16 protein-coding genes are annotated in these 14,693 nt (G+C 40.2%); 11 read left to right on the top strand and 5 right to left on the bottom strand.

Features of this window, described 5'->3' with window-relative positions; translation table 11 throughout:
- The first annotated feature begins 15 nt into the window (after positions 1–15).
- The 6 genes from DUK53_RS16440 to DUK53_RS16415 all read left to right on the top strand — a co-directional run bounded on the left by DUK53_RS16440 (position 16) and on the right by DUK53_RS16415 (position 7,228).
- Positions 16–375 carry a YisL family protein gene (locus DUK53_RS16440; RefSeq protein ID WP_036092739.1) on the top strand — a complete coding sequence of 120 codons (360 nt, stop codon included), beginning with the start codon at positions 16–18 and terminating at the stop codon, positions 373–375.
- Positions 376–409: 34 nt separating this feature from the next.
- Positions 410–1,315, top strand: a complete 906-nt coding sequence (locus DUK53_RS16435) for a YitT family protein (RefSeq protein ID WP_036131669.1) — start codon at positions 410–412, stop codon at positions 1,313–1,315.
- A 306-nt stretch (positions 1,316–1,621) separates the two neighbouring features.
- Entirely contained in the window at positions 1,622–2,305 is a 684-nt protein-coding gene (locus DUK53_RS16430; RefSeq protein WP_036131666.1) for a FadR/GntR family transcriptional regulator, read from the top strand.
- A 598-nt stretch (positions 2,306–2,903) separates the two neighbouring features.
- A complete protein-coding gene (locus DUK53_RS16425) occupies positions 2,904–4,244 on the top strand; it encodes a PTS sugar transporter subunit IIC (RefSeq protein WP_052164887.1) in 1,341 nt (446 codons plus the stop codon).
- Entirely contained in the window at positions 4,225–5,643 is a 1,419-nt protein-coding gene (locus DUK53_RS16420) for a glycoside hydrolase family 1 protein (RefSeq protein ID WP_036131662.1), read from the top strand. The genes DUK53_RS16425 and DUK53_RS16420 overlap by 20 nt, the downstream gene beginning before the upstream one ends.
- A 160-nt stretch (positions 5,644–5,803) precedes the next feature.
- Positions 5,804–7,228, top strand: a complete 1,425-nt coding sequence (locus tag DUK53_RS16415; RefSeq protein ID WP_036131659.1) for a gluconokinase — start codon at positions 5,804–5,806, stop codon at positions 7,226–7,228.
- 63 nt (positions 7,229–7,291) lie between these two features.
- Here the strand turns inward: DUK53_RS16415 and DUK53_RS16410 are convergent, their stop codons facing one another.
- Positions 7,292–8,101 (bottom strand): Cof-type HAD-IIB family hydrolase, encoded by an 810-nt coding sequence (locus DUK53_RS16410; RefSeq protein ID WP_036131656.1) that lies wholly within the window; start codon positions 8,099–8,101, stop codon positions 7,292–7,294.
- Positions 8,102–8,262: 161 nt separating this feature from the next.
- Here DUK53_RS16410 and yjfP point away from each other — a divergent pair, with 161 nt between their 5' ends.
- Together yjfP and DUK53_RS16400 are read left to right on the top strand one after the other, a co-directional pair.
- Positions 8,263–9,015, top strand: a complete 753-nt coding sequence (gene yjfP, locus DUK53_RS16405) for an esterase (RefSeq protein WP_036092723.1) — start codon at positions 8,263–8,265, stop codon at positions 9,013–9,015.
- Between the two features lie 61 nt (positions 9,016–9,076).
- A complete protein-coding gene (locus DUK53_RS16400) occupies positions 9,077–9,385 on the top strand; it encodes a metal-sulfur cluster assembly factor (RefSeq protein WP_036066843.1) in 309 nt (102 codons plus the stop codon).
- A 72-nt stretch (positions 9,386–9,457) separates the two neighbouring features.
- Here DUK53_RS16400 and DUK53_RS16395 read toward each other — a convergent pair whose 3' ends face one another.
- The gene (locus tag DUK53_RS16395) at positions 9,458–9,811 is read right to left on the bottom strand and encodes a PTS sugar transporter subunit IIA (protein WP_036092721.1); all 354 of its coding nucleotides are present in this window, start codon (positions 9,809–9,811) and stop codon (positions 9,458–9,460) included.
- Between the two features lie 149 nt (positions 9,812–9,960).
- Here DUK53_RS16395 and DUK53_RS16390 point away from each other — a divergent pair, with 149 nt between their 5' ends.
- Together DUK53_RS16390 and DUK53_RS16385 are read left to right on the top strand one after the other, a co-directional pair.
- Positions 9,961–10,158, top strand: coding sequence for a hypothetical protein (locus DUK53_RS16390; protein WP_036092719.1), 198 nt, complete (start codon positions 9,961–9,963; stop codon positions 10,156–10,158).
- Between the two features lie 796 nt (positions 10,159–10,954).
- Positions 10,955–11,473: a type 1 glutamine amidotransferase domain-containing protein gene (locus tag DUK53_RS16385; protein WP_036092716.1), complete on the top strand. Its 519-nt coding sequence runs from the start codon at positions 10,955–10,957 to the stop codon at positions 11,471–11,473.
- Between the two features lie 32 nt (positions 11,474–11,505).
- Here DUK53_RS16385 and DUK53_RS16380 read toward each other — a convergent pair whose 3' ends face one another.
- From DUK53_RS16380 to DUK53_RS16370, 3 genes are all read right to left on the bottom strand, one after another.
- Positions 11,506–11,769 (bottom strand): hypothetical protein, encoded by a 264-nt coding sequence (locus tag DUK53_RS16380; protein WP_077917881.1) that lies wholly within the window; start codon positions 11,767–11,769, stop codon positions 11,506–11,508.
- A 110-nt stretch (positions 11,770–11,879) separates the two neighbouring features.
- Entirely contained in the window at positions 11,880–12,302 is a 423-nt protein-coding gene (locus DUK53_RS16375; protein WP_036092713.1) for a DUF805 domain-containing protein, read from the bottom strand.
- A gap of 126 nt (positions 12,303–12,428) precedes the next feature.
- Positions 12,429–13,718, bottom strand: coding sequence for an NCS2 family permease (locus DUK53_RS16370; RefSeq protein WP_036092710.1), 1,290 nt, complete (start codon positions 13,716–13,718; stop codon positions 12,429–12,431).
- 194 nt (positions 13,719–13,912) lie between these two features.
- Here DUK53_RS16370 and DUK53_RS16365 point away from each other — a divergent pair, with 194 nt between their 5' ends.
- On the top strand, positions 13,913–14,560 hold the full coding sequence (locus tag DUK53_RS16365) for an HAD family hydrolase (RefSeq protein WP_036092704.1): 648 nt from the start codon (positions 13,913–13,915) through the stop codon (positions 14,558–14,560).
- Positions 14,561–14,693 lie beyond the last annotated feature (133 nt).

The raw sequence follows: 14,693 nt of genomic DNA, 5'->3' as shown, positions 1-14,693 counted from the left end.
AAATGGGGGATTTTTATGTGGTCTTATATTCATTTGATTTCATGGGTTGGCATCATAGTCTTTACATTGATTGCGTTGGTTATCTATAAGAAATCGGCAAAAGTGTTTACAATTATGCAAATGTGTAATCGGGTGCTTTATATTACGGTTATTTTGAGTGGCATTATGATGATGCAATATAGTTTTAGTGAGCATATTGTTGTGTCGATTTTTAAAATATTGCTTGGGTTGGCAACCATTGGTGTCGTGGAAATGTTACTTGTCTACCGGAAAAAAGAGAAGCCATCGAGACTCTTCTTTGTGTTGTTTATCGTATCCGTGATTGCAACCGTGAGTGTTGGTTTTTATTTATCGGGAGGAAGACCGCTATTTTAAGCGTGTTGAATTTTTTTGAAAGTGGGAAATTGGGTTGAAGCAACAGCAAATTTATATTGACGGTACGAAGAAATTTTTTATTGCGGTGCTGGCCGCATTGCTTAATGCGATTGGAATGAACTTCTTCTTAATTCCGGCGCATGTTTATGCAAGTGGTTTGACTGGGGTTGCACAGCTGACATCGGATCTATTACAAGATGGTGTTGGTATCAGCTTGTCGACGGGGTTGCTTGTCTTACTGCTAAACATTCCAGTAGCGGTGTTGGGCTGGTTTAAGGTTGGCCGGGCGTTTACGGTGTTCAGTTTTGTGACGGTTGCTTTTATGTCGTTATTTTTGATTGTGATACCGGTGCAAGAGGTTTCTTCAGATATTTTATTGAATGCGATTTTTGGTGGGGTTATTTCTTCTGTGGGGATCGGTCTTGCGCTTAAGTTCGGGATATCTTCGGGAGGCCTTGATATTATTGCGATGTATATTACGATTAAGACGGGGCGCTCTTTTGGGAAGTATTTTTTGTTGATGAATGGGGTTATCATTTTTATTGCAGGCTTTACATATGAGTGGACGTTTGCACTTTATACGCTTATCTCGCTATATGTCTCGAGTCGAGTGATTGATACGATTCATACGAGACATCAGAAATTGACGGCGATGATTATGACGCAAAATCCAGAAGATGTGATTAAAGGGATTCAGGATAATATGTTTCGTGGGATTACAGTTGTTGAGGCAATCGGGGCGTATTCAAAGGAAAGTGTAACGATGCTTGTGATTGTGATTACGCGATATGAGCTCTATGATTTGACGCATGTTGTTCAGGCTGTTGATCCGAGATGTTTTATTAATGTTGTGGAGACGTCTAGTGTTTTCGGTGATTTTCGCTCGGAGGCTGATCAGAAAATGGCGATGGAGATGTATAAGACTAGAATGCATCAATAATGAAAAAGCCAAAATAAGCAGGCACCGGGTGAAAGGTGGACTTATTTTGGCTTTTTTGTGGATGCTTTTATGATTGCCCATACAGCCATGAAAGCGATGAACCAGCAGACGATAATGATAATGGCTAACATATTTAACACATCCTTTGGAAAAAGGTTCGTGCTTTGAGTATATCATTTTTCAACCAACTATTAAAAGTTATACAGATCAAGAAGCCTATTATAAAATAAATTGACAGAATCAGAAATAGAATAAATTCACAAAACGCTACTAATACATCAGATGATTTAGAAGGGGGAAAATACAATGCGTGAAAATTTGGTAGAAAATACAGCTGAGAAATTACTGGAATATATACGTTTAAAGGAATTTAATATGGGAGACAAGTTACCTAATGAATATGCCCTTGCTGAGGAATTGCATGTTGGACGAAGCACCATCAGAGAGGTGGTCAAAGTATTAGTTGCGCGCAATATACTACAAGTTAGGCAAGGTTCTGGAACGTATATAAGTGAAGGAAAGGGGATTGTCAAAGACCCCCTAGGATTTTCTTTAATTAAAAATAAAAACAAAATGATTGAAGATTTGTTTGTTTTAAGATATATATTAGAGCCTCCAATGGCAGCTTTAGCAGCGAAAAATGCTACAGAAAATCAAATAAGCCATATGATTCGCTTAAAAGATGCGATAGAAGTTTCCTTCAAAAATAATACGGATGAGCATGTAGCGTTAGATATAGAGTTGCATAAAACGATTGCGGAAGCCAGTGGGAACATTGCGCTTTCTCATATTGTGCCCATTATTAATGAATCTATCGCTTTGTTTAATGAAAATTATAATGTGAGTAATTTAAAAACAGAAACAATAGAACTGCATGATGATTTGGTAAATGCTATTGCCAAACACGATGAACTAAACGCATTGGATGCCATGACAGTACATATGGCGAACAATAGAAAGGAATTTAGCAAAGTTATTCAATCAAACTAGCAAAAAAACTATTGACAAGTCATCTGATGTATTTTATGATAAATACATCAGATGACTTATTAGGAGTGATACACAAAGAATGGAGCCATGAATTGTCGGGCTTTATACAGTAACGGTCATTGCTACCCATGATGCGAAGGCTAAAGACCTGTGGGTGAAGTAACGTATACAGCCTTTCTATCCTATTGGCGAAGTTTTTTTGAAGAGAATGAAAGCGCAATCATGCATTAGGAAATAGAATACATGAAGACTCTGAAATATTTATCTAAAATTGGTATTTGAGCTAGTAGCTTCAATGTTATATCTAGGCAGGGTTGTAGCTATCTATGTTTTAAAGTTTATTTAAAATAGACTAAATAGTTAGAAATAATACGATTTCCTACGCCCGATAATGAAGTTGAGTAGATAATACAAAACGCTTTTAAATAGATTGGATTCATTTGATGACGCTACATCGGTGTTCGAGTGATGTATTTGCGCGGACGATGAAAGAACGATTTTAGAGAAGAAGGAAGTTTTGGCTATACGATGAGGCACTTGGCAGTCTTGTCTAAATATATAGATAGAAAACATGAACTAAATAGGGGGTAAAAGAATTATGGAAAGTGGATTTATGGGGAGATTAGCCGATGTTTTAGGAAGATTCGCAACAAAAGTAAATAGTTTACGCTATATCATGGTAATCAAAAATGCTTTTTCTGCGCTTATCCCGGTTATTATCACAGGGGCATTCGGTACATTATTTTCAGCAATGGTTTTCGATGCAGAAAATGGATTAGCAAAAATTCAATCCTTGCGTTTTCTAGCTGAGCTAAAACCTATCGCCTCATCGATTAGTTATGTCACGTTAAGCTTTTTAACAATCTATGCGGTTTTCCTTATCGGGATTGAATTAGCTAAGCTGAACAAGTTGAACGGCGTTTTTCCTGGGATCATTGCGGTGATGTCGTATTTAGCGGTTACTCCAACGATTTATGGATTCTTATCGGATGATAAAAATATACTTGTAGAAAATGTCTTAGCTAAGCAGTACACAGATACAAAAGGTTTATTTTTAGGAATGATTGTTGCTATCGTATCTGTAGAATTATATAGCTGGCTAGGTCGTCAAAAGAGATTACAAATCAAAATGCCCGACACGGTGCCTGCCAATGTATCAGCAAGTTTTTCCGCATTAGTTCCTACTATCATTACAATTGCAGTCATGGCTAGCGCTGGATTCGCTGTTAAAGCAATTACTGGAATGTATGCCTATGATATTATCTATCATCTTGTACAGCGGCCTTTAGAAGGGGTTGTTCAAGGATTGCCAGGAATATTACTTCTAATGCTAATAGCGCAAATTTTCTGGGTAATAGGGATTCATGGTAACCAAATGATTAAACCAATCAGAGAACCGTTGCTACTCGCTTCCATCGCAGTAAACACCGAAGCATTTGAATCTGGAAAAGAAATTCCTAACATTATTACGATGCCTTTTTGGGATATGTATATGAGTATTGGTGGTTCTGGAGTGACGATTGGACTGCTTGTTGCCATTTTCATGGTTGGTAAAAGAGAAGATATGCGTGAAATAACAAAACTTTCTTCAGCACCAGGTCTTTTTAACATTAATGAACCCGTTATTTTTGGTATGCCGATCATGTTGAATCCGATTTTGGCTATCCCATTCATCATTACGCCGCTAATAACAGGTACAATAGGCTATTTCGCAACTGCAACAGGTATTGCCGCTAAAGCCGTCGTCATGGTTCCGTGGCCGATGCCGCCAATTGTGAATGCGTATCTAGCAACGGCCGGGGATTTGGGCGCAGTAGCTACTCAAATTGTCTGTATTATCGTTGCCATTCTTATCTATTTACCATTTGTTAAAATATCGAATACAGCACAGCAAAAAACTAGTGAGAAAGAGGTAGAATATGAAACTGTTAATTCCTGAAAATTTTATTCTTGGCGCAGCTTCATCAGCATGGCAAACGGAAGGCTGGAAGGGCAAGAAAGAAGGCCAAGACTCCTATCCTGATTCGTGGTATAAAAATGAAAAATTTGTTTGGCATAATGGGTATGGTCCGGCAGTAGCGACTAACTTTATGGAGCAGTATCAAGAAGATGTAGACTTGATGAAAGAGATTGGCCTGACGCATTATAGAACTTCTATTAACTGGTCTCGTTTTTTTACGGATTATGAGAACCTTGTTGTTGATGAGGACTACGCGCAGCACATTGATGACGTTGTAAACGCATTATTAGAAGCCAATGTAGAGCCGATGTTGTGTTTGGAACATTACGAATTACCAGTCTATTTATCTGAAAAATATGATGGTTGGTCGTCAAGAAAAGTAGTAGATTTATACGCTGGCTATGCAAAAATTGCTTTTGAGCGGTATGGAGACAGAGTGAAGCAATGGTTTACTTTCAATGAGCCAATCGTTCCTCAAACACGTATTTATCTAGACGCGATCAGATGGCCGCATGAACAGAATACTGAAAAATGGATGTTATGGAATTACCACAAAGCATTAGCGAGTGCTCAAGCTGTGAAGGCATATCGTGCCCTGGGATTGGAGGGGAGAATTGGTTGTGTATTAAATCCTGAAATGGTATACGCTCGGTCTTCTTCAAAAGAAGATAAAAAAGCTGCTGAAATGTATGATTTGTTTTATAATCGCGTCTTTTTTGATCCGATGGTGAAAGGCGAGTATTCAGCGGAACTAATTGCGTTATGTACTAAATTTGACATCTATTTTAATCCTGATGAGAACGATTTATCCATAATTAGTGAAAACACGCTTGATTTTTTAGGGATTAATCAATATTATCCGAAACGGGTCAAAGCGCCAAGGTATGAGTGGAATAAGACGACGCCGTTCCATCCAGAAATGTTCTTTGAAAATTTTGATTTGCCGGGGAAAAATATGAATGATTCGCGCGGGTGGGAAATATATCCGAAAATCGTATATGATATGGCGCACTATTTAAAAGAAAATTATGGAGATATTCCGTGGCTTATCACTGAAAATGGAATGGGCAGAGAAAATGAAGAAGCGTATATGGATGATCTGGGCACCGTAAATGATAGTTATAGAATTGATTTTATTAAGCAGCACATCCAGTGGTTACTGAAAGCCGTTGAAGAAGGTTCTGCTTGTGAAGGCTACATGTTATGGGCGTTTACAGATTGCGTTTCTCCGATGAACGCTTTTAAAAATCGATATGGCCTCGTAAGAATTGAATTAGATGAAAAAAGAACGCGTTCGAAAAAAAAATCAGCGGAATGGTATGGATCCATTATTCAAGATCGGGTATTAGAAGTAGCAGACGAATGTGAATGGAAATAGGGTTACGTAGGCTATGTAAGTGCATGATTGACTAGGTAGAATACAATTGGAGTCCTCACGATAACGTATTGGAATCATGAGGACTCATTTATAGGTGCAGGAACTTCTTCCATTGTTGTTGCATTGAGAAATCGATTTGGAGGAGGCGAAATTAGATCGTATGGAAGATTTATTATTAGCAATTGATGTTGGGACGACCGCCATTAAATTTATTGTTTTCAATGAAGAAAAAACAATATATACGGAGTCAGCGAGAATTAAGACTTGTAAGGAAGGCGACAAATCTACCCAAAACCCGATAGATATTTTAGCAAGTATTAAACGGAATATTAGTGAAATAACGACGCTTTATTCAGATATACATACCATCAGTTTTAGTACGGCTATGCATACATTAATACCTGAATCCCCTGAAAAGGAAAGCAACACGATGTTCTTATGGTCTGATAATAGAGCTGCAGATACAATTTCAGAATTCAAACGAAATAGTCAGCGCACTTTTTTGTTTTATGGTAAAACCGGGACACCTATTCATGGCATGAGTCCTTTTGCAAAATTAGTATACTTTAAAGAAAGGCGCAATGACTGGTTCAATAATGTTTCCAGATGGCATGATATGAAATCTTTTTTGATGAGCTATTTTGTAGACACATTTGTCACGGATTTTTCGATAGCTTCGGCGACTGGATTATTCAATAGTATTGATTTTAAATGGGATGAAGAAATACTAGCATTCCTCCAATTATCGTCCAGCAAACTACCACGGCTTGTGCATCCAAAAACTGTTTTTAACATCTCGGAAAAAGTGGCGTTAGAGCTGGGCATGAAACGAAATACAAAAATTATGATAGGGTCTAGCGATGGGTGCTTGGCTTCTTTGGCTAGCGCTCAACAAAATAGTGCCGCGGAAAGCCTCACTCTGGGAACTAGTGGATCCATCAGGCAGCTTTCTACAACGCGATATCTGGGGCCAGAGATGGAAAGTTTTTGTTATTATGTAGATGATGATCAATGGGTGGTTGGCGGTCCTACTAATAATGGAGGAATAGCGCTGGAATGGCTCAGTAATTTATTTTATGAAGATAAGTCTAAAATATTCGATCATCTACATCATTTACATAAAGCGTCGGATTTATTTTTTTTCCCATATATACAAGGAGAACGTGCCCCGATTTGGAATGAAAAACAGACGGGGAGTTTTAAAGGGTTAAGTATTACTCATGGACGTCCTGAAATTATTCAATCTGTTTTGGAGGGCATTATTTTCAATCTGAGGCATATCCTTTCTTTATTACCTGCTACTTATGATGAAAATCCTTTAGTTTTGAATGGAGGGGCGGTAAAAAATAAAGAAATTGCGCAAATGATTGCTTCCGTCCTTAATAGAGAATGCCTAGTTTCTGGTAGCACAGAGCCAACGCAAGGCTTATTTTATTGGTGGAAAAATGGCAGACGAGTGGAAACGGAAAGTACGCCTATTGATATTTATGTTCCTATTGAGTCTGAACAAGATTATTACAATGAAAAATTTGGAAGGTTTATTGAAATACTGAAGAATGAGATGCGTGTGGTGGAACTTAATTAAAAAATACGTAGCAAGAATCTAGTTTCAGATTGTTGCTACGTATTTTTTAGCTCAGAGAAATTTTTAAACGCCGAGATTTTCTTCTAGATATACTGCGATACCATCTTCTTCATTGGTTAGTGTAACTGTGTTTGCAACGTTTTTCAGTGGTTCAATGGCATTACCCATCGCAACACCAACGCCTGCATAGTCGAGCATTTCAAAATCGTTATCTTCATCACCAAAAGCTATGATATCTTTGCGGTCAATGCCTAGAAAACGGCTGGCTGCTTGAACACCAATTGCTTTATGCACGCCGAATTTGGTCATTTCCATTGCTGGCCATTCCGCGCCCCAATTGCGATATGTCACGATGTTGGAAAGGCGTGAATCCATATGATCGCTCACTTCTTGTAGCATTTCATGGCTTGCAAAGAACAATAGGGATGTTGGATCGGTTGTGATGGTGTTTCGTAAATCGCCTATAAAAACATTGTCTTTACCTTGCTGAAACATGTCTGGTACGCTGGCATTTCGTTCACGTAGAAAGACACTGTCTTGCACTTCTGCCGCGATATTGTCTAGCGCGTAATTCGTCGAAAAATCGAGTAGCTCGCGCGCTGTTTTTAGATCAATAGCTTGGTGGTAAGCGTTGCTGAATTTAATATCACGCGGGTGGTGAAAAACGGCGCCATTAAAATTCACAATCGGTGTATCGAGACCTAATTCATAATAATACATATGGCTCATGCGGTATGGGCGGCCGGTTGCAATCATGATTTCATGGCCTTTCGCACGCGCGTTTTCCAATGCTTTTTTTGTGCGATCTGAGATGGTTTGGTCGCTTTTTAGAGCGGTGCCATCAAGGTCGAGCACGATTAATTTTTTTGTCATATATGTCTCCTCATTCTTTCTATAATTCGTATATCTAGTCCCCGTTTTGATAAAGTGATAGAATAGATAGTGTACCTTTATGATAGACGTTCGGGCGCGCTTTGTAAACGCCTAAGTGCTTTACAGGAACTTAATAAATCACATGGAAATGAGGCCTACCAATGATTCAAGTGGAACATAAATGGATAAAAGAAATTCCGGTCCTACATATTTATGATGCAGCGCACGCGACCGAAAAATTACCAACTGTCTTTTTTTATCATGGTTTTCAATCACAAAAGGAATTGTATTTGCCGTACGCGTATTTATTGGCGCAACGAGGAATGCGTGTTATATTACCGGATGCGAGGATGCATGGAGAACGGCAGGCTGGTGAGTCAGAAGCAGAGCAGTCGATTTATTTTTGGGACACGGTTCGTGGGAATATCCATGAGTTGCCTCTGTTGAGAGATGCTTTAGATGCGGAGGGATTGATTGATACGTCGAGGCTTGCAGTCGGCGGTTTTTCGATGGGAGCGATTACGAGTTATGGGATGTTAGCGCAGTATGATTGGCTGAAAGTCGGCGTGTGTCTGGCGGGCAGTTCGTATTATGGACATTTTGCGAAAGTACTGGCGGATGGCGTGATGAAGCAGGGCGGCGAGTTTCCTTTTGACGTGGATGCGCGGATTCGTGAGTTGGCACCGTATGATCTGAGCGCTGCACCTACGAAATTGAAAAATCGCCCCTTGATGATTTGGCATGGGAAAGCGGATGATGTCGTGCCGTTCCAATACAGCGAGAAGTTATATGAGGCACTGGTTGAGAAAGATATGTCAGATAATGTAGCTTTCATGGTGGATGAAAAGGCCAAACACAAAATCTCGATTGAGGGCATGCTTGCGGGTGTCGGCTTTTTAGAAGAAAAATTATAATGAAAATCATTCTCAACTATGTTACAATAATGAGAGAAAATCAAAAGGAGGCTACTACTTCATGGATGCAGAACTAAAAGATAATTTGATGGGTGCGTTAGAACAAGTAATCGATCCTGAGCTAGGCATTGATATTGTTAATATTGGCCTGGTTTACGATGTGGACTTGGATGAGGACGGACTTTGTACGGTAACAATGACGTTAACAACGATGGGATGCCCGCTTGCAGGTGTTTTGACAGATCAAGTACGTGTAGCGATGTCAGATATTCCAGAAGTAAAAGATACGAAAGTCGACCTTGTGTGGACGCCGGCTTGGACGAAAGACCGGATGTCGCGTTACGCCAAGATTGCACTCGGTATTCGATAAAATGAAAAAGATACGCGGATAAGCTTAGCCAACATCGATTTAGGATGCAGCGGACTTATCTTCGTATCTTTTTTAGTTATGCGTTTGTTCTAATTTTGCGATGCGTGCTTCAAGTTCGCTCTGACGCTCGTATTGGCGAACGATTTGTTTGGCTAAGTTAAGCTCGGCTTGCGCTGTCATCAAGTGGTCTTGACCATGTACTAATAAAAAGGACGGCGTAATGTCACTGTCAGCGCTGCGACGCGAAACCAATTTGGTCTGCCAAGCATGTCCTTCTAAAAATTGTACTTCTGCGTTTTGCAAATGAGATGTTGCCTCTTCGAAATTGTATTTTTCGGCGGCGGTAATTGCAGCGTAGGCTTCTTTTCGCGTGTTTCCGCCATGAAGAATTAATTTTACAACGGCTTCTTCCGTATGAATATCCATTTTTTCACCTCATTTAAGCTATTTATCTTATTGTAGCAAAGCGTGCGGGTAATTGCTATTATTAGGTTAATCAGCCTATGGTATGATGACACTCGGCGTGAACGTGATATATAATAAAAGCATCAAAGTGGTCGAAAAGAGGGATACTGATGGAAGAACGGCTGTATGATCTTGAGGATAAAGTGCAGGATTTGGAGTTAGAAGTGTTGAGTCTACGCCAACAAGTAAACGAGTTAGAGCAAGCAAAAACAACGAAATCGCATCGAGGTAATTGGTCGTGGGGACTGTTTGCGTTAATCCCCATCGTAGCAATTATTTGTAATATGATTGTAGAACTAGTAGACTAATAGGAGAAAGATGATTCCCTGATTTGGATTAGGGAATTATTTTTTGGAAATTCTGTTCGGCTCTGTTCGTATTATAATGCAAGAAATTGTACCCTAAATTATCGATAATACCCTGATACGACTAAAAAAGTTGTCGATTAAGCGTTTTCTTCAGAAATTGGCATATAAAAGGCTATAAAACACATTATTTTAGTCACAAAAATTACACAGTTTGTTCCCTTGCTTTTTTCGTCCAATAAAAGTAGAATATATATATACCTTGCATTAAGTGTTAGTTCTTATTTCGACAAAAGTATACAGTTCATGTTTATTTTTGTGGGGATAAGACCCTATCATGGTTATAATGGAATTCGGTGTATCCATCTTCCAAATGGTGAGCACTTGTGTTTATCATATGATTTCGCACCGATAACCGTTATTTGTTTTCATTCATCTCATTTGCCATGTAGTTTTCGTTTGTGCCTCATCCCGTTAAGCATAAACATTCGAACATGATGGCGTGCCTAGTCAATTGACTGGGCTTTTTTTGTTGTGGCTGTTCGAACAAAGTGAGTTACAGCCTCAATATGCATGAGAGCAAAGCGAGCATGTAATCCTTCCCAACTGTTCAAAGCCTAATTGCCAAATAATGATTAAGGCAACTTTATTTTCTGGCTCTTTGTCCAATCATTATCACTAACCTTCCACAAATCGTCATGAGAAACCAACCCAACAATCCCCCACAAGCAGATTACTTCAAGCCCACCATCTCCATTGGTATACTTGGGGTAAGCAATAATTGAAGGAGGACGATAACATGACACTACAAGGTAAAAAAGTAATCGCGCTAATTAGTGAGGATTTCGAGGATTTAGAATTATGGTATCCCGTATTACGTGTTCGCGAAGCTGGAGCGGAGGTTCATTTAGTCGGAGAGGAAGCCGGCGTTGTTTACCACGGGAAGTACGGCGTTCCTGCAACAAGTGATTTTAGCTTTGAGGATATTAAGGTAGAAGATTATGACGGGATTTTAGTTCCAGGAGGCTGGTCACCAGATAAGCTGCGTCGCTTCGATAAAGTACTAGAATTTGTACGCTATTTTGACGAACAAAAGAAACCAATCGGGCAAATTTGTCACGCTGGCTGGGTACTTATTTCAGCAGGAATTCTGGATGGCGTCAACGTCACAAGTACACCTGGTATCAAGGATGATATGACGAATGCCGGCGCGATTTGGCATGATGAAGCAGTTGTCACGGATGGCCACATTATTTCGAGTCGTCGCCCACCAGATTTACCAGATTATGTACCTGCCTTCATCGCAGCGTTTAAATAGGTAGCAAAAAAGAGCCGAATTTGGCTCTTTTTTCATGTGAAGTAATAACTAATTATGAAACCGATGAAGGATGGAATCGCGGCAACTGCGAGTAAGATGCTCCATCGTAATTGAATTTTTCGGTTTGGATTTTGCGCTCTGCCGACAGATACGAGTGCGGAGCAGATAATCGACGCCAGAATCAGGACCATCAAGACGAAGGAGAACAGGGATGACATGCTGTATCCGGTCGTTAGTAGCGCGAAAATGATAACTAGTGCGGCAATTCCAATACCGCTAAAAAATGCTTTCCACAAATGGCTCACTCTTTTCTATTCAATATCTCTTACCTTTATAGCAGATATGGCAGGCAAATGTCTAATAATATGAAAAAAAGGACGGAATTTACTCGCGTCCTCGTGATACATTAAAAATCGAAATCGTCACTGAATGATGGTTCACTAGGCATACACATGAAAACAATCATGATAATACTACCTACAAATGGAATCAGACTGAGCAAAACAAACCAACCGCTTTTGTTAGAATCGTGCAAACGGCGAATAGTTAAGGCTAGCAGTGGAATAAATGTTGCTAACTCATATAAAAATAGGAGCAGCAAGATAAGCAGCGTCGAGCCTGATGTCATGATGAAAGCAAAATCCCCTGTTGCATCGCTCACCGATGATGTTGCAGCTGTGAATACGGTGAAAACTAAGATTAAGATATAAAAAATACTGATAATAATCGCGTTCCATAAAACGACATACCAATAGGCAGAACGCGACGAACGCCCGCTGAAATTCACATAATTTTTCCAAAAAGATTTATAAGCTTCTAGAAATCCCAAGATAAAACCCTCCCTTCTAAGATGTTAAATTTCAGTATAGCATGGATTGATAAGGATTTGTTTGTCGGAATGGTGAATAATTTAAAAAGCTGTACTCCAAATTTGAATTGGAATACAGCTTTATTTTTAATGTGGTAGAAAAGCGACTAGAATGAAGAATAGAATCGCGATGACGATGATGAACCAGTTGAGTTCGCGCCATTTTCCTGTGAAGATTTTTAGGATTGGGTAGGAGATGAAGCCGAATGCTAGACCGATGGCGATGCTTGATGTTAGCGGCATTGCAAGGATGACTAGGAATGCTGGAAAGGCTTCGTCGAGCGTGTCCCAATCGATTTCTTTTACGGCGCCGATCATCATGCTACCAACTATAATCAAGGCTGGTGCGGTAATCGCTGAAATGCCGGATACTGCGCCGACAAGTGGGGCGAAAAACGCGGAAACTAGGAATAATCCAGCAACGGTGAGCGTCGTTAAACCTGTACGCCCGCCTGTTGCAACGCCTGCTGAAGACTCGATGTAGGCGCTGGTTGGTGTTGTCCCGAACATAGAACCGACACTTGTTGCGACCGCATCTGCGAGTAGGGCGTGTTTGGCATTGGGCAAACTTTCCCCTTTCATAAGGCCGGCTTTTTTTGCAACGCCGATCATTGTTCCTGTTGTATCGAAAATCGTGATTAAAAGGAAGGACAGGACAACGCCGTAAAGGCTGTAAGTGACTACATCGCCGAACGCGTGGATTGGGTTTGTGATAACCAAATCAGGCATTGACGGTACTTTGACAAAACCATTGAATTTCAGTTCACCGGTGAAGAAAGCGATAATCCCAGTCGAAATCATCCCGATGAAAAGCGCGCCCTTGACGTTAAGCGCTAGGAAAATCAGCGTAATCAGAAGGCCAGCAATCGCAAGCAAGGCTTCTGGAGAATGAAGATCGCCGAGTCCGACTAGATTGGAATCGCTTTTTACGATAATTCCTGTCATGCGGAAACCTAGAAAAGCAATGAAAAGACCAATACCAGCTGTGATTCCTGCTTTTAACGTGTGTGGAATCGCTGTGATTAATTTTTCACGAAATGGTGTTAAAGATAATAGTAAGAAAATAATACCGGCTACGAAAACGGCTGTGAATGCGGTCGCGTAGTCTAATTTTTGCGTGGTGACAACGGTGACGAAATAGGCATTCATCCCGAGTCCTGGCGCGATGGCGATTGGGTAATTGGCGAATAGAGCCATCCAAAGTGTCCCGATGACAGCCGAGATAATCGTTGCCATGAAGACCGTGTTAAACGGAACGCCTGCTGCTGCAAGGATTGCCGGGTTTACAACGATAATATAAACCATTGTTAAAAATGTTGTAAAACCTGATATGACCTCTGTTTTGACATCTGTTCCGTGAGCTTTTAGTTGAAACATATAATTCCACTCCCTTTTATAGTTAAAAAGATAATTCTTCGTCTTATTACGAACGTTTTGAAACCACAACTACAATAATATTCGTTTTTCGCCTGAAATGCAAGCTTATTTTGGGAAGTTATATTCTTTTTAAGGATGAAACGGTTTCATATGTTATAATGAATGTGTTGAAATATGATAGATGGAGGAATTTCATGAAAGCATTTGTTTTTGATTTTGATGGCACAATGATTGATACGGAAGCGGTTTGGTTTGACGAAACACAGAAGTATTTACAGGCGAACTACGGTATGAGCTTGCCGATGGACGTTTATGAGCAAGTGGTTGGAAGCACCGACGAACCGTTACTGCTTTATATGGCGGAACAAACGAATGGCAAATTTGATGCTGCGGCTTTTCAAAAATACATAGACTTACAAGTGCATAATGGCCGTGATAAATTAGAAATGCGCGATGGTTTCATGCGATTGTTCAACTATGCCAAGGATAATGGGTATAAAATTGGTTTGGCGACAAGCTCCGCGCGTGCTTGGGTGGATCCAATTTTGGAGAAGTTTGGCATTTTGGATGATTTTGAAACGATTCAAACGGCGGATGATGTGGAAGTGATTAAACCGGATCCAGCGCTGTATCGTCAGGCAGTGGAGGCACTCGGCGTGAAACCGGAAGAAGCGGTCGCCGTGGAAGATTCACGGAATGGTTCGTTGTCGGCGGTTGGTGCAGGTTTACACGTGATTGTGGTGAAGAATGAAGTGACGAAGGGCATTGTTTTCCCGGAAGGAACGAGTGTGTATGATTCGTTTGCCGATGTGGATTTGGATGCGTTTTTAGCGGGTAAATAGAGTTAGAGTCTAGTGGTAGTAAGTCAAGTGAAAAGGAGTAGTTATTCGAGTAAAAACTTCGTTTTAAGACCGAACAAAACTAAGCCCGCCAAAATAGTGATTTTTTCGGGCATTACCAAGTATGCGAACATAA

Source organism: Listeria sp. SHR_NRA_18 (assembly GCF_003856515.1).
In the GTDB taxonomy this organism is placed as follows: Bacteria; Bacillota; Bacilli; order Lactobacillales; family Listeriaceae; genus Listeria_A; species Listeria_A newyorkensis.
This window is presented reverse-complemented; position numbering and strand designations above follow the sequence as displayed.